Annotated in this window: 15 protein-coding genes, 1 tRNA gene and 3 pseudogenes; 15 read left to right on the top strand and 4 right to left on the bottom strand. The window is 66.3% G+C overall.

Annotation, left to right across the window (positions count from 1 at the left end):
• Both U4E84_RS04420 and U4E84_RS04425 read right to left on the bottom strand, forming a co-directional pair.
• Positions 1-752: zinc-dependent metalloprotease (locus U4E84_RS04420; RefSeq protein ID WP_322530887.1), on the bottom strand; the 752-nt coding region annotated here is incomplete at its 3' end.
• A gap of 113 nt (positions 753-865) precedes the next feature.
• The gene (locus U4E84_RS04425; protein WP_322530888.1) at positions 866-1,138 is read right to left on the bottom strand and encodes a hypothetical protein; all 273 of its coding nucleotides are present in this window, start codon (positions 1,136-1,138) and stop codon (positions 866-868) included.
• A gap of 161 nt (positions 1,139-1,299) precedes the next feature.
• Here U4E84_RS04425 and U4E84_RS04430 point away from each other — a divergent pair, with 161 nt between their 5' ends.
• From U4E84_RS04430 to U4E84_RS04455, 6 genes and pseudogenes are all read left to right on the top strand, one after another.
• A complete protein-coding gene (locus U4E84_RS04430; RefSeq protein WP_322530889.1) occupies positions 1,300-2,364 on the top strand; it encodes a M20/M25/M40 family metallo-hydrolase in 1,065 nt (354 codons plus the stop codon).
• A 119-nt stretch (positions 2,365-2,483) separates the two neighbouring features.
• A tRNA-Glu gene (locus tag U4E84_RS04435) sits at positions 2,484-2,558 on the top strand.
• A gap of 62 nt (positions 2,559-2,620) precedes the next feature.
• Positions 2,621-2,971 (top strand): annotated as a pseudogene (locus U4E84_RS04440) (restriction endonuclease); the annotation flags it as partial.
• Positions 2,972-3,198: 227 nt separating this feature from the next.
• Positions 3,199-3,420, top strand: a complete 222-nt coding sequence (locus U4E84_RS04445) for a hypothetical protein (protein ID WP_322530890.1) — start codon at positions 3,199-3,201, stop codon at positions 3,418-3,420.
• A 12-nt stretch (positions 3,421-3,432) separates the two neighbouring features.
• Positions 3,433-3,864: pseudogene (locus U4E84_RS18970) on the top strand (SLC13 family permease); the annotation flags it as partial.
• A gap of 72 nt (positions 3,865-3,936) precedes the next feature.
• The gene (locus tag U4E84_RS04455; RefSeq protein ID WP_345785498.1) at positions 3,937-5,205 is read left to right on the top strand and encodes an SLC13 family permease; all 1,269 of its coding nucleotides are present in this window, start codon (positions 3,937-3,939) and stop codon (positions 5,203-5,205) included.
• Positions 5,206-5,389: 184 nt separating this feature from the next.
• On the opposite strand, the gene U4E84_RS04460 is transcribed toward U4E84_RS04455, so the two are convergent.
• Together U4E84_RS04460 and U4E84_RS04465 are read right to left on the bottom strand one after the other, a co-directional pair.
• Positions 5,390-6,334, bottom strand: coding sequence for a mannonate dehydratase (locus tag U4E84_RS04460; protein WP_345785497.1), 945 nt, complete (start codon positions 6,332-6,334; stop codon positions 5,390-5,392).
• Positions 6,335-6,525: 191 nt separating this feature from the next.
• Positions 6,526-6,780, bottom strand: a pseudogene (locus U4E84_RS04465) (DUF2249 domain-containing protein); the annotation flags it as partial.
• A gap of 245 nt (positions 6,781-7,025) precedes the next feature.
• On the opposite strand from U4E84_RS04465, the gene U4E84_RS04470 reads away from it, so the two are divergent.
• From U4E84_RS04470 to U4E84_RS04510, 9 genes are all read left to right on the top strand, one after another.
• The gene (locus U4E84_RS04470; protein ID WP_322530893.1) at positions 7,026-7,415 is read left to right on the top strand and encodes a DUF2270 domain-containing protein; all 390 of its coding nucleotides are present in this window, start codon (positions 7,026-7,028) and stop codon (positions 7,413-7,415) included.
• Positions 7,408-8,373 (top strand): diacylglycerol kinase family protein, encoded by a 966-nt coding sequence (locus U4E84_RS04475; protein ID WP_322530894.1) that lies wholly within the window; start codon positions 7,408-7,410, stop codon positions 8,371-8,373. The genes U4E84_RS04470 and U4E84_RS04475 overlap by 8 nt, the downstream gene beginning before the upstream one ends.
• A gap of 117 nt (positions 8,374-8,490) precedes the next feature.
• Complete coding sequence (locus U4E84_RS04480; protein WP_322530895.1) at positions 8,491-8,670, top strand: hypothetical protein; 180 nt, start codon at positions 8,491-8,493, stop codon at positions 8,668-8,670.
• A gap of 97 nt (positions 8,671-8,767) precedes the next feature.
• Positions 8,768-9,268, top strand: a complete 501-nt coding sequence (locus U4E84_RS04485; RefSeq protein WP_322530896.1) for an MOSC domain-containing protein — start codon at positions 8,768-8,770, stop codon at positions 9,266-9,268.
• A gap of 254 nt (positions 9,269-9,522) precedes the next feature.
• Positions 9,523-10,449: a sulfide-dependent adenosine diphosphate thiazole synthase gene (locus tag U4E84_RS04490; RefSeq protein ID WP_322530897.1), complete on the top strand. Its 927-nt coding sequence runs from the start codon at positions 9,523-9,525 to the stop codon at positions 10,447-10,449.
• A 5-nt stretch (positions 10,450-10,454) separates the two neighbouring features.
• On the top strand, positions 10,455-11,150 hold the full coding sequence (gene tenA / locus U4E84_RS04495; protein ID WP_322530898.1) for a thiaminase II: 696 nt from the start codon (positions 10,455-10,457) through the stop codon (positions 11,148-11,150).
• Positions 11,150-12,502, top strand: a complete 1,353-nt coding sequence (gene thiD, locus U4E84_RS04500) for a bifunctional hydroxymethylpyrimidine kinase/phosphomethylpyrimidine kinase (protein WP_322530899.1) — start codon at positions 11,150-11,152, stop codon at positions 12,500-12,502. The genes tenA and thiD overlap by 1 nt, the downstream gene beginning before the upstream one ends.
• A gap of 234 nt (positions 12,503-12,736) precedes the next feature.
• Positions 12,737-13,855, top strand: a complete 1,119-nt coding sequence (locus U4E84_RS04505; protein WP_322530900.1) for a BMP family ABC transporter substrate-binding protein — start codon at positions 12,737-12,739, stop codon at positions 13,853-13,855.
• 48 nt (positions 13,856-13,903) lie between these two features.
• On the top strand, positions 13,904-15,490 hold the full coding sequence (locus U4E84_RS04510) for an ABC transporter ATP-binding protein (RefSeq protein ID WP_322530901.1): 1,587 nt from the start codon (positions 13,904-13,906) through the stop codon (positions 15,488-15,490).
• The last annotated feature ends 8 nt before the right edge of the window (positions 15,491-15,498 follow it).

Consider the following 15,498-nt stretch of genomic DNA (forward strand, 5'->3'; position numbering starts at 1 on the left):
ACCTCGGCGTACCCCTCGACGGCTGTCATCGCCGCCTGCAGCTCGCGGAACGCGTCCGCGTCGAGCCCGCCGATCGTGAGCTCACCGGCCGTCAGTCCCTCGACGCCGCGCTCGACGCGCGACTCGAGGTACGCCGGGAGCCACGGCGCCGCGCCGAACTCGGCCGCGTGGGTCACCTCGTGAAAGGCGATCCACCGGCGGAACCGCGGGTAGTCGACGTCGAGCGACGCCGCCACGGCGACGATGTTCGGGTGGACGAAGTAGAGGCCGTGCTCGGCGTCCGGCTCGTCGGCGAGCAGCAGGGGGTCGTACTGCCCGAGCACGTTCCGCGCGAGGAAGCCGAGCGCGAACGCCATCGTGCCGGTGTTGGCGATCCGCGAGACGTCCCGGGAGAACGCGGCGACCGGGGCGGTGGGACCGTTCAGGCCGCCGGGACCGGCCCCCGTCTGCCCGGGCGCGGCCGCCTCGATCGGCGCCATCACGTTCCGAAACGTGTCGACGCTCGCGTCGATCCAGTGGTGGCGGTTCTGCACCTCGATCGCGTCGGGCACGTCGAACGCGATCCCCGCGACCTCGCCCAGCCGCGTGCGGGCGTCCCGGACGTCGGCGGCGTACCCCGCTCGCTCGTCGGCCGTGAGAGCGAGCGAGCCGGGGTCCGTGCTCGCCTTCGCGGCCGCCGCTGCCCGGTCCCAGTCGACGACGCCGGCACCGGACGCCTCGGAGACCGTGCGCAGGCTTCGGAGAATGTCCATGTGAGAGCGACGAGCGCCCGCCTCAAATCGCTTGTGTCGGTTTCGGCGGCGAGCGCTCGTGTCGGTTCGGCGGCGAGCGCACGCCTCGCGTCGATTCGGTCCGCGCCGGTCGATCAGCCGTCGCCGTCGACGCCCGACGGGGCCTCGTCGCCGCTCCGGAGCTTCGCGACGCCGACCGCCACCGCGGCGAGCGCGGCGAGCGCGAGCACGACTCCGGCGACCAATCGCGCCGAACGGCCGTCGGCGTCCTCGTCGGTGTCCACTTCTCCTTCCAATTCGGAGACCGTCACCGGCTCGTCGGTCGCACCGAACAGTTCGAACGGGCCGATCTCGATGTCGCCGTCGCCGAGGTGGACCTCCAGTAGGGTGATTGACGAGTCCGTCATATCTCGTCGTTCGCGCGGCAACGATATAGGCGTGGCGGCAGCGATCTCCGTAGGCGTGGCGGCGTGGTCGTCGCGGGAGGGCCTCGCCGCGCAGAACCGGCGGTGGCTCGTCCCGCGGACGGATCGGCGAGTTCTTGCCCGCCGCCGCGTCAGTTCCGGCCATGCACGAGAGCGGCCGGACGTTTCTCGACGATCTGCTCGCGACCGCCAGTCCCTCCGGATTCGAGACCCCGAGCCAGCGCGTCTGGACCGACCACGTCCGCGCGTTCGCGGACGACGTCTCCGTCGACGCGTACGGTAACGCCGTCGCGGTCCACGAGGGAGACCCCGACGCGCCCGCGATCGCGCTCACGGGCCATGCCGACGAGATCGGTTTCATCGTCCGCGACGTGCTCGACGACGGCTTCCTCCGGATCGCGCGGATCGGCGGCGCCGACCGCACGGTCTCGAAGGGGCAGCACGTCACGATCCACGGCGACGAGCCCGTCCAGGGCGTGATCGGCCAGACCGCGATCCACCTGCGAGACCCGTCGGAAGACGAGTACGAGGAGGTCGCGAACCAGTTCGTCGACATCGGTGCAACCGACGCCGACGAGGCCCGCGAGTACGTCGAAGTGGGCGACCCGGTCACGTTCTCGACCGACTGCGAGGAACTGGTCGGCGGCCGGATCGCCGCCCGCGGGATCGACAACCGGACGGGCGCGTGGGCGGCCGCCGAGGGACTCCGCCGCGCGGCGGCCGCCGAGGTCGACGCCACCGTCTACGCCGTCTCCACCGTCCAGGAGGAGGTCGGCCTTCAGGGCGCCCGGATGGTCGGCGTCGACCTCGACGACGTGGACGCGTTCGTCGCCGTCGACGTCACCCACGCCACCGACAGTCCCGACGTCGACACCGAACGCCGCGGCCCGGTCGAGCTCGGAGCGGGACCGGTGATCACCCGCGGGAGCACGAACCACCCCGCCCTCGTGGCACTCGCGCGCGACGCCGCGGATGCGGCCGCAATCGACGTCCAACTGCAGGCGGCCGGTACGCGTACCGGCACCGACGCCGACGCGTTCTACACGTCGCGCGGCGGTGTCCCGTCGCTGAACGTCTCGATCCCGAACCGGTACATGCACACGCCCGTGGAGGTCGTCGACCTGAACGACGTTGCTGCGGTCGCCGATCTGCTCGCCGCTATCGCCGACGGGGCGACAGAGGCGGCTCCGTTCGCCGTCGACGTCTGAGAGACGTCTCGCCCCGCCGTCGAGGAACTCGAGCCACGGTAAACCGGGTCACGGCGCGGTCGAAACGGAACTGTTTTACAATATCCTTTCGTATCCGAAATTGCGTCAAGTGGACGTGCGCTCTGGTAGTGTAGTCCGGCCAATCATATTGCCCTCTCGAGGCAATGACCGGGGTTCAAATCCCCGCCGGAGCATCCTTTTGCTGTCGTCGCCTTGCGATTTCGAGCCCGTGGACCGATCAACAACCCATGTGGCTTCACGAGTAACCGCCGGGGACGGCATCCATCGGTGCGTTCATTGTGACATAAGCGGCGTCGATGAGACGTACACCTACTGTCCGAACTGCGGGGCAATCGCCTGCACCAGCCACACCGAAACGGAGTGGTTGGAAGGCGAGCCGGTCAGTACGGGCTGTGCGGTGACCGAACGATTCGCGCTGAAGACGAAGGACCTCTACGACGACCAGAACCTTGAGGCGTTCCGTGAGGAGTACACCGCCATGCCGATCCACGAGAAGGCGATGGAGAACAAACTGCTAGCGGGAGGCAGTGTGATCGCGCCGCTTCTGGTTGTCATTGGCCTGCTCGCGGTCGTCGGTGTCGTTTAAAAACAACGGCATTCTCACGCCGGTTCTGCGAGTGCGTTGTCCAGCGCCCCTTGGAACTGCCAGCCGGCCTGCTCGAAGGCTTCCTCGGTCGGGCCATCCCACCGTGGGAACTGCGTTGTGACTGTTCGCCGTCGCTGCCGGGGTACACGCTTCTCGAAGAACAGCCTGGACTCGGAGAGACCCAAATTCTATGTAGTCACCCAGATGATTCTCAGGAGAACGAATACATGAGTGCTGTCTTACTCTCCTTCTCTTCGAGCGGTGGATGGCCGCTGCAGCTACTTCCTGTGCAGCTTCCGGTCTCGCTTGACGTGGTCGTCGTACTGGCGATCATCGTCATCGTCTTCGTCCTCTTCGTTACCCAGCCGGTTCCAATCGACGCCACCGCGGTCGGTCTCATGGTCGCACTTGCCCTCCTCGGTGAGTGGACCGGCGTGTCGCCGGAGTAGGCAGTCTCAGGCTTCTCGAACCCGGCGACGCTCACCGTACTGGCGATGTTCGTCCTGAGCGAAGGCGTCCGACGAACCGGGGTTATTCAGATCCTCACGCGGAAACTGATTGTGTTCGCCGGGGACAACGAGTTCCGGCAGCTACTCGCCACGGTCACTCTCTCCGGGCCGCCGGGCGGGGTCGTCAGCAACGTCTCAGTCGTCGCCGTGTTGATACCAGCGATAATGAACCTCGCTCGGCAAACGAAGACTTCTCCCTCGAAGCTCCTGATACCACTGTCGTTCGCCTCGATGCTCGGCGGCATGCTCACCGTCGTCGGGACGATAACGAACCTCCTGGCGAGCGAGGTGTGGGTCCAGGTGGGCGGTCCCGACGCACAGCCGTTCGCGCTGCTCGAGTTCACGCACCTGGGCGCCATCGTCTTGCTCGTGGGAATCGTGTACCTGTTAACTATCGGTCGATACCTCACTCCAGCGCGGATCGAGCCGGCGGGGTCGCCCACCGACGCGTTCGGCATGACCGACTACCTCACCGACGTCGTCGTCATGGAGGACTCGCCGGTCGTCGGCTCCCGGGTCGGGGAACTGGGCGAGGAGGACCTCGACCTCGATGTGTTCCAGATCGTTCGTGGGGACCGGACACTTTCCCACGGACTCGGGTCGGAACGAATCCAGTCCGGCGATGTCCTCTCCGTCAGGGCTGACCAGGAAACCCTCCAGGAGATCATCGAACAGGGACACCTGCAGCTGTTACCGGAGGTCATGGAGGCGGCCACGGAGGACGATGCGCCCCTCCCGCCCGGCTTCTCACCACAGCGTCACGGCTGGGAGTCGCTCGACGCAGAGCAAAGCGGCTCTTCCACCGAGGACGAAGCGTCGAGCGAAGACACGGAGGAGGACGGCGACGAGACGGCCGAGGAGACCTCCGACGAGGAGAGCGAACTCACCGAAGTCGTGCTATTGCCCGGGCCCTGGTCGAGTCGGCGCAGCGGAGTTGCAGACTTCGAGCGCGACCACGACGTGAGAGTGCTGGCGATTCGGCGCGGCAACGAAGTGATCCGCAAGCGCTTCCGAGAGGTGCGATTGCGGGCCGGTGACGTCATCCTGGTGCAGGCGTCCGACCAAGTGCTCGATCGCATCGCGAGGGACACGAACGTGGCCATCTCAGGCGAGGACAGGTGGGAGGAGTTCGACCGGTCGAAGATTCCCATCGCGCTGGGGATCCTCGTCGGCGCCCTGGGACTCGCGGCACTCGACGTCCTCACGCTCATGGTGAGTGCACTGACGGGCGTCGCGGCGATGTTCTTCACGGGCATCCTCACGCCCGAGGACGCATACGAAGCCATCGACTGGGAAGTCATCTTCATGGTGGCGGGCGTCATCCCGCTGGGTATCGCGGTCGAGGCCTCTGGCACAGCAGACGTCATCGCCGACCTCGTCGTCTCCGCAGGCGTCCTCCTACCCGCGATTGCGGTCCTGAGGCTGTTCTACCTGGGGACCGCACTCATCACGGAGATGGTCAGCAACTCCGCCAGCGTCGTGTTGCTCCTGCCGATCGGGGTCGAGGTTGCCGGCCAACTCGGTGCCAACCCCTTCGCGTTCGCAATGGCCGTGACCTTCGCCGCCAACACACCGCTACTGACCCCTGTCGGCTACCAGACGAACCTCATGGTCTACGGCCCCGGCGGGTACAAGTTCACGGATTTCGCACGGGTCGGCGCACCCTTACAACTGATACTAACTGTCGTGACGACTGCTGGCATCACATTTTTCTGGGGGCTGTGACTGCGCCGAACCGGCGCTGTACTTTCGCCCCGCAGCTGCTTTCTTACCCAGGATGGAGTTCGACGAGCCGACTGAGTGGACGGTCACAGGGCGGGGTCACTCCGGATTCCCTCGCTTGGACGTCCCGCCCGACGAGGCTTTCGAGCGAGCAAATTGACGGTTCCACGGGTCTTTGAGCGTCCACTCACTCGATGAGGCCTTTGATGTACCCGATGGCGAACAGTCTACCCATATCCGTATACCCAGCCATCGTCTCCTCCCGGTCCTCTTCCCCGATCATACGAGGAACGTGATCCGGACGAATTGGGCCTTCAAACTCTATGTCTTGATACGCCTCGATAGCAGCTTTCATGTCGGTCGGCCCCTCGTCGTGCCACGTCTCTACGAATTTCTCGCTGTTTCCTTCCACGTCACGGAAATGGACGAAATGAATTCGATCCCCGAACTCTCGAATCGTCTCGGGGATCGCTGCTTGCATTGCAGAGAAATTCCCCTGACAGAAGGTGATTCCGTGGTGAGGGCTGTCGTGCAGTGCGAGAATCCGCCGATACTCCTCGACGGAGGTGACGATACGGGGGACGCCCCGAATCGGAGACGTCGGTGGATCATCGGGATGGAGTGCGAGGTTCACACCAGCCTCCTCCGCGACCGGGACGACCTCATCGAGGAAGTATCGAAGGTTCTCCCACAACTCCTCCTCAGTGACGTCGGCTGCCTCGTGTACAGGGGCGCGCTCCATCCACTCGTGATCGTACCCGATACATTGCGAATCGCCTCGTCCCGGAATCGAGTCGGAAGTTCGGATGACGCCGAGTGGGTTCTCCGTCCACACCCAACAGTAGGTGTCGATACCGAGCCGACCCATATTTCGGAGCAACTCTTTGACGACCTCTATCTCCGCGTCTCGTCCCCGTTTGCCGAGGACCGTCTTCTCCATCGGCGGCCGGTCCTCGACCACGTCGAGCGAGAACCCGTGGTCCGCAAACCGGGTTTTAGTGAGCATGAGACGTTCGTACTCCCACCACTCATCCATGCCCCAGAACCGCACGACCGCGGTATCGATTCCCAGCTGTTTCGCCATCGTCCAACGGCGATCCGGTCTCGGCGGCAGCATTACAGTCGGATTCATCTCCTCTAGCTCACGCGCTCCGCTTACATCGGTATTCCGGAGGTCTGAGACGGCAGATTCTGACGCGCCGTGTACTCGAATCCCCGCCGAAGCACGAGGTGATTTGCGTCGAGTCTACAACGAGTCCCGGTCCGCTCGCACCGTCGAACGTGAGCGATGGCCCATCAGTCGGAAGCGAGCCGAAGCCGGCGTTAGAACGGTGCGTTCGGACTCTCAGAGACAGCCGGGTTATCGTCGTGCGTTTCGGCCCTCCCGATCAGTACCCTGAACTCGCCGGGATCACGCTCGCGGTACTCCCAGTAGAACTCCGGGCTGGCGTCGAACTGGTGGTACAGCGGCTTCGGGTCGTGGTCGTTTACCAGCACGAACCCCTCGCTGGGTCCGAGGCGATCGAACGTCTCGAGCAACACCTCGTGTCGCCGCTGCGGTATCAGGTCACGCACGTCGAACGGCCCAACTTCCCGTTCCCGCTCTCCAACTCCCCGTCACCGAGCGGTCCCTGATTGGACACCCGAACCTCGCAAGACGAGTGATCTCGCAGATCGATTTCGGTACCCATCTCTCGGATCGATCGCGGTCGCGAAGAGGGAAATGTCTCTCAGCCGAACCCGTTCGGAACACGCAGTCTACGAGACGGGAGCTGCGGACGCCGGCACCACTGGTTATGCGAACGGGAGCCGTAGTCGGGCGCATGACCGACCCGAACGAGGACGATGGGGACCCGACGGCGCGTGACCAGCGGGAGATCGGACGGGAGGTGGTCGAACAGCGCGCAGGTCTGGGCTCGGTGATGGCGCACGCCTACCGCGGCGAACTGGACCAGGCGACGACGTGGCGGCAGCGTCTCGATCAAGCGACCGCTTGGCCGGTGACGGTCATCGCCGCGGTTCTGACGGGGACGTTTTTCAGCGAGGACAACCCGCATTCCGTTCTTCTGGTCGGGGTCGTGGTTGGCGTCGTCACCACGTTCGTCGGAGCGACTCTCGGACTCGCATTTTGGCCCCGAGAGCGACACGCCGAGGGGGAGTTCCGTGAAGGCGATCCGGAGGCGTGGACGGAGGACGACACCGACGATGAGTGACGACGGAGAGCCGGCACCTGACGACCGGACCGCTCCCGACGCAACCCGCTCGGACGGGACCGAACGGTGGGTCATCCTCAATCCGACGAGCGGAACGGCAGACCACGTCGACGACGTTCGCCGGTTAGCACGGGAACGGAACTACGCGATCCGGGAAACGACGCACGAAGAACACGCGGTACAGCTCGCGGCGGACGCCGCCGCGAGCGACGTCGACCGACTGGCTGTCGCGGGTGGCGACGGGACGCTCCACGAGGTCGTTCGTGGCCTCGCTGAGTCGTCGGCCCTCGGGACGGTGACCCTCGGCGCAATCCCGACGGGAACGGAGAACATCTTCGCGACCACCATCGGGGTGGCGAGCGTCGAGGACGGGTTCGACCTGCTCGAGAACGGTGAGCGACGGCGAATCGACGTCGGGTTCGCCGGAGAAGAGCCGTTCGTCGTCTCGTGTATCGCCGGCTTACCGGCCGAGGTCAGCGTCGCGGCGTCGAGCGAGCTGAAAGAGCGGTTCGGATCGCTGGCGTTCGTCGTCGCCGGTCTACGGGAGCTCACGGAGTTCGGGGGACTGCACGTCGATATCACTGCCGTCTCCAACGGCGAGGAAACGACCTGGTCGGGAGAGGCGCTGTGCGTGCTCGTCGGGAACGTCCGGCGGTTCGTCAATCGTGGCGGCCCGGCCGACGTCGAAGACGGGCTTTTCGACGCCGTCGTCATCGAGCAGATGCCCGCGAAAGACGTTCTGGCCGAAGCGACCGCCCATCGGGTGTTCGGCCGCGACACCGACCACGTGATCCACGTTCAGACGAGCCAACTGGAGATTCGAGGGACCGACAGCGAGCCGATCACGTTCAGTCTCGACGGCGAGGTGACCGAAGCCGACGAGCTCGTGTTGTACGCGGACCCGCGGTCACTCACTGTCTGCGTGGGGCCGACGTACGAGGACGCGGGCCCGGAGTAGTCCGTCGGAGTCCTCACCGGGAGGCGCGTTCGCACCCGCCGTGTCCGACGCCGAGTCCGTAGCGTCCAGATGGTCCGGCGAACACTTTTGTCTCGCGGTTCCGTCGTTCGAAGGACGATGGGGCTATTCAACGCGCTCGGGCGACGGGTAGAGGAGTTCAAACAGACCGCCGAGAACGCGGCCGAGCGCGCCGAGACGGTCCAGTGTCCCGCGTGTGACGAGCGGTTCGACAGTACACACGAGCGATGTCCGGAGTGCGGGGAGGAGACGGGCGAGTCGACAGAGTCGGGGGAGTAGTCGTCTCGTTGTCTCGACCAATCTGCGACCGGTTCTTCACTGCGTCTGTCCGAAACGGTTTCAACAGAGCCAAGCAACGGGGTTCGCAACTGCCGGTATGACCACGACAGACGGAGGCGTGCGTGATGCCTCTCGCATCGGATCGGTAGCGGCGATCCACGTCACCCCGGAGACCGGCGGGCGTCCCGTGCCGCGCGACTCGGTCGAGGCGGTCGCCGGCCGCGGGCTCAAGGGCGACCGGTACTACGAGGGCGAGGGGATCTACAACGAACAGGAGGACCTCGAACCGAGCGACGTGACGCTCATCGAGGCGGAAGCGCTCGCTGCGGCGCGCGAGGAGTACGGGGTCGATCTCGGGTCGGGGGCGCATCGACGAAACGTCACGACCCGTGGGGTGGCGCTCAACCACCTCGTCGGCGAGCGGTTTCGCATCGGCGACATCGTCGTCGAGGGGCTCGGACTCTGTGAGCCGTGTGGGTACATGCAGTCGCTTGCCGACCAGCCCGACGCTGCAGAGGCGCTGACACACCGCGGCGGGCTCGACGCTCGCATCGTCGAATCGGGGACGATACGCGTCGAAGACGACGTCATCTGGTGAACCGTCTCGGGACCCGCTTCGAGCCGCTCGACCCGCTTCGGTCGTGGGCCGAACGGAACGCGCAGAGGGCTGACAGTCCAGCCGGATAACGGGCGATCGGCATCGCCGTAGGGGGCCTATTCGTGCCGAAGCGTCCCGAATCGCACCCCCGGACACCTTGCCGATTCGCGTTTTCCATCGGCCGTGACGCCGTTTTCCGAACTGCTTGGATCGGGACCACAACGCCTAATAACTAGGTGATATTAGTGGGTAATATGTCGTTCGACGGATTCAGCGACGCGACGGACGCACAGGTCACGAACGCGATCGCGCAGTCGTGGGGCGAGGAGTTCCTCGACTACACCGACACCGACGTCATCGTCGTCGGCGGCGGCCCCTCCGGCCTCGTCGCGGCGAGGGAGCTCGCCCAGCGCGACGTGGACGTGATGGTCGTCGAGAAGAACAACTACCTCGGCGGCGGGTTCTGGCTCGGCGGCTTCCTGATGAACAAGCTCACGGTCCGCGAGCCCGCCGACGCCGTCCTCGACGAACTCGGCGTCCCTCACGAGGAATCGGAGACCGAGGGTCTCCACCTCGCCGACGGCCCGCACGCCTGCTCCGCGCTCATCAAGGCGGCCTGCGACGCCGGCGCGAAGATACAGAACATGACCGAGTTCACGGACGTCGTCGTCCGCGAGGACCACCGCGTCGCGGGGATCGTGATGAACTGGTCCCCGGTCCACGCGCTCCCGCGAGAGCTCACCTGCGTCGACCCCATCGCCGTCGAGTCCGATCTCGTCGTCGACGCGACGGGTCACGACGCCGTCGTCGTCTCCAAGCTCCAGGAGCGCGGCGCCGTCGACGCCCCGGGGATCGAACACGTCGAGTCTCACGCCACCGGGATGGACGCAACTGACGACGGCGAGTACGGCGCGCCCGGACACGACTCGCCGGGACACGACTCGATGTGGGTCGCCGACAGCGAGGACAAGGTCGTCGAGTACACGGGGAAGGTTCACGACGGCCTCCTCACCGCGGGTCTTTCGACCGCGACCACGCACGGCCTCACGCGGATGGGTCCCACGTTCGGCGCGATGCTCCTCTCCGGAAAGCGCGCCGCGCAGGTCGCCCTCGACGAGCTGGACGTGAGCGCGCCGGCGGTCGAACTCCCCGGAAACGCGCCCGCGCCCGCCGACGACTGATCGCCGTGACGACGACCGAACACGGCGCGAGGTTCAGCGATCGCCTGCTCGACGCCGGGGCGGACGTCTGGGAGGCACAGAAGCGTCACCCCTTCGTCCGCGAACTCGCCGCCGGAACCCTCGACGAGGCGGCCTTCAGGACCTGGGTCGCGCAGGACTACCGCTACCTCCTCGACTACGCTCGCGTCTTCTCCATCGCGGGGGCGAAAGCGACCGACGAGACGGTGATGATGCATCTCCTGGACGTCGCCCACTCGATCGTCGACCACGAGATGGACCTCCACCGACGGTTCGCCGCCACGTACGGGCTCGCGCTCGACGACCTGCGATCGGTGGAGAAGTCGCCGACGTGCGTCGGGTACACGAACTTCCTCGTTCGGACCGCCTACGAGCGGTCGCTCGCGGAAACCGCTGCCGCGGTCTATCCCTGCGGACAGGGGTACCTCGACGTCGCGGAACACATGGCCGACCTCGCCGCGGAAGAACACCGATACACGCCCTTCATCGAGAAGTACACGAGCGACGAGTTCGTCGAGTCCGTCGATCGGATGCGGGAGCTGGTCGACCGGTTCGCCGAGGCCAACCCGGGGAAACGAGACGCGATGCGGTCGGCGTTCCTGACCAGCGCTCGGCTGGAGTACCGCTTCTGGGAGATGGCCTACACCCGGGAAGGGTGGGAGATCCCGGAGGTGACTCCCTGATGCGTCGTCCGGCGCCGGTCTCGCTCCCGGTCGCCCTCACGATCGCGGGGAGCGACTCGGGCGGCGGCGCCGGGATCCAGGCCGACCTGCGGACGATGAGCGCGCACGAGACCTTCCCGACGAGCGTCGTCACGAGCGTCACGGCCCAGCACACCCGTGGCGTCGAGCGGTCCACCGTCCTCGACGCGGCGGACGTCCGCGCCCAGTACGAGGCGGTCGCCGACGACTTCGACGTCCGCGCCGCGAAGACGGGGATGCTCGGGACGCCCGAGGTGGTCCGGACCGTCAGTGACTGCGTGTCGACGTCGGGCTTCCCCCTCGTCGTCGACCCCGTCATGGTCGCCACGTCCGGCGACCGGCTCCTCGACGCCGCGGGCGAGCGCGCCTACGAGGGGCTCGTCTCGGAGGCGACGCTCGTCACGCCGAACCGCGACGAAGCGGCCGTCCTCACCGGGATCGACCCGGCGGAGGATGCGACCGCGCGGAAGGCGGGGGACCGGCTGATCGAGATGGGCGCCGACGCCGCGCTCGTGACGGGCGGCCACGGCGACGACGACTCCGTTCGGGACGTTCTCGTGACGCCCGAGGGGGTCAGCGCGTTCGTCCACCCCCGGATCGACGCCGCGGCGACCCACGGGTCGGGGTGTTCGCTCTCGGCGGCGATCGCCGCCAACCTGGGCGCGGGAGCCGACCTCGAACGCGCGGTCGAGGACGCCATCGCGTTCGCGGCGCGGGCCGTCCGGTACCCGCTCGACGTCGGCCGGGGACCGGGCGCGGTCCACCACCTCGTCGACCTGCGGAACGAGGCCGCACGGGAGCGCACTGTCCGGGACGTCCGCGGCCTCGTCGAGCGGTTCGTCGCCGACGACGTGAGCGCCCTCGTTCCCGAGGTCGGGATGAACGTCGTCGGCGCGACGCCGTACGCCGAGTCGGTCTCCGAGACGGCGGCGGTCGAGGGGCGCATCACTCGCACGATGGACGGCGTCGAACCCAACCGCGGCGTCCGGTTCGGCGCGTCGAGTCACCTGGCCCGGTTCCTCCTCGCCGCCCGCGAGCACGCGCCGGCCCTTCGCTTCGCGACGAACTGCGGCCTCTCCGAGTCGAGTCGAGCCGCCCTGGAGACGCTCGAGGCCCCCGTGGCGTGGTTCGATCGGGCGGACGAACCGGCCGCGTCCTCGACGATGGACTGGGCGGCCGAACGCGCGTTCGAGGCGGCGGACGAGCCGCCGACCGCGATCGCGGACGAGGGGGCCGTCGGCAAAGAACCGATGATTCGCGTCGTCGGGGAGACGCCCGAGGAGGTCGCCGCCGTCGTCGATCATCTGCGTCCACCGGTCAACGATTCACGATGACCGCTCGGACCGGTCGCCGGCGTCGACGGCGCCTACCGGAATCTCTGCGGATACCGACACGCGCTCTCCACGGAAACTGGAGACCTCAGGTCGCCCGATTCGGACGCCGCAGGCTCCTCTGACGTGGTAGCTGAGCCAGCGGCTGACTCGAACCAGTACACGGTCCCGACGGAGACGAACTACCCACTAATGTGTAAATTTATAATGTAGTATGTCGGAGTACCGATCACACCTATGGATGATAAATTGACAGAATCGGACGGGCCTGCGAGGATCAGCCGCCGGACCGTCCTCGCATCCGGTAGCGTGATCGCGTCGACGACTGTCTTTGCCGGCTGTCTCAGCGGTGACGACGGCGGTGACGGCGAGGACGGCGGGGACGGGGGATCGACGACCCGAGTGGCGATCATCTCGAGTCCCGCCGGCTTCGACGACAACGCGTTCAACGACAACGCGGTTCAGGGGCTGGAGGAGGCGTCCGACGAGTTCGACCTCGAGTACTCGACCGTCGAGGAGACGGAGGAGTCCCAGTACGAGTCGGTCCAGGCCGACGTGGCCGAGAGCGACTACGACCTCATCATCTGTGTCGGCGACAACCACACCGACCCGCTGGAGACGAACGCGAGCGAGTATCCCGACCAGAACTGGATGCTCATCAACAACATCGTCGAGGGGGCCGACAACGTCTCCGGCTGGATCGAGATGAACAACGAGATGTCGTTCCTCGCTGGCGTCGCCGCGGGAGTGATGACCCAGGAGGACTTCGAGTACGAGGGGAGTTCCACCGACCCCGACGGCATGACGGTGGGGTTCGTCGGCGGCGAGGACATCCCGCTCATCAACGCCTTCGAGCAGTCGTACATCGAGGGCGTAGAGTGGGTCAACGAGGACGTCGAGGTCCTCACCGGCTACGGCGGGAGTTTCTCGGACACCGGCGCGACCAACGACGTGGCCGAGTCGCAGATCGACGACGGCGCAGACATCGTCTGGCACGCGGCGTCCGCGGCCGGCGGCGGCGTCTTCTCGGCGGCGCAGGACAACGACCGCTTCGCGCTCGGGGTCGACGTCGACCAGTCGGTGACCGAAGACCAGTACCAGGACGTGATTCTCGGGTCGGCGGTCAAGGCGCTCAACGAGGCCACCTACACGGTCTCCGAGGCGGTCGTCAACGGGAACTTCGACGAGTACGTCGGCGAGCAGAACCTCAGCGTCGAGCAGGGGAGCATCGACTTCATCGTCGGGCAGGCGTTCGAGGACGAACTCCCCGACGCGCTCACCCAGAACATCGAGGACGCCAAGACCGGCTTCGAGAACGACGAGATCGACCTGAGCTGCGGTCCGACCAGCTGCTGAGGGGAGTCCCGCTCCCGTCCGAATTTATCACACCACCATGAGAACACTATGACGCGTAACGAACCGGCGGTCCGTCTCGAAGGGATAACGAAGCGGTTCGGCGACGTCGTCGCGAACGACGAGGTCGACTTCACGCTCGAGAGCGGATCCATCCACGCCCTCCTCGGCGAGAACGGCTCGGGGAAGACCACGCTGATGAGCGTTCTATACGGGCTGTACGACCAGAACAGCGGGTCCATCTACGTGAACGGAGACGAGCGGACGTTCGAGTCGCCGCGGGACGCGATGGACGCGGGGATCGGGATGATCCACCAGCACTTCCAGCTCGTGAAGCCGATGACGGTGCTTCAGAACGTCGTTCTCGGCCACGAGCCGACGGAAAACGGGATCGTCGACGACGCGAGCGCCAGAGCCGAGATCGAAGCGATCTGTTCGCGGTACGGCTTCGACATCGACCGGTTCCTCGACACGCCCGTGGAGGACCTCGACCTCGGCGCCCAACAGCGCGTGGAGATCGTCAAGAGCCTCTACCGGGGCGCGGACGTGCTCGTGCTCGACGAGCCGACCGCGGTGCTCACCCCACAGGAGGTAGACGGGCTGATGGACGTAATGAACGATCTCCGGGCGGACGGTCGCTCGCTGATCTTCATCTCCCACAAACTGGACGAGGCGCTGGAGATCGCAGACGACATCACCGTCCTCCGAGATGGAAAGGCGGTCGGAACGGTTCCAGCGGCCGAGGCGACCCACCAGGACCTGGCACGGATGATGGTCGGTCGCGAGGTGCTGTTCGACCGACTCGAACGCGCGACGGCCACGGGAGACCCGGTCCTCGGCGTCGAGGGGCTTCACGTGCAAGGCGATCGCGGCCGAGAACAGGTCACGGACGTCGACTTCACGCTTCGAGAGGGAGAGATCCTCGGTATCGCAGGCGTGCAGGGCAACGGACAGAGCGAACTCATCGAGGGTATCACGGGGCTTCGGCGACCGTCCTCGGGCACCGTCCGGCTCCGCGGAACCGACATCACGGATCTGCGTCGCCGCGACCGGATCGAAGACGGGATCGCGTACATCCCCGAGGATCGACAGACGGCGGGGCTCGTCCAGGAGTACTCCCTCTATCGAAACGCCCTTCTCGGCAACCAGACGATCGACCCGTACGCGAAGAACGGGCTCATCGACTGGGAGGCGGTGCACGCCCACGCCGAGGACATCATCGAGGAGTACGACGTGCAGCCGCCGAATCCGGAGACGGACGCCGAGTCGCTGTCCGGGGGGAACCAACAGAAGTTCATCGTCGGACGCGAGATCGGTCACGACCCGGACGTCCTGGTGGCCTCACACCCGACCCGTGGCGTCGACATCGGGTCGATCGAGTTCATCCACAAGCGACTGATCGAACTCCGGAATCAGGGCGTCGGAGTCCTGGTCGTCTCCTCGAAGCTCGAAGAGATCCAGCAGCTCGCCGACCGGATCGCGGTGATGTACGAGGGCTCGTTCGTCGACGTCGTCGATCCCGAGGCCGTCACCGAGTCCGACCTCGGCCTCCTGATGGCGGGAGGGACGCTCGACGACGAGGTGACGTCCGACGAGGACGCCGACCCGGTCGACGCCGACGGAGGTGTCACGTCGTGAGTGGATCG

The organism is Halorubrum sp. AD140 (genome assembly GCF_034497445.1).
In the GTDB taxonomy this organism is placed as follows: domain Archaea; phylum Halobacteriota; class Halobacteria; order Halobacteriales; family Haloferacaceae; genus Halorubrum.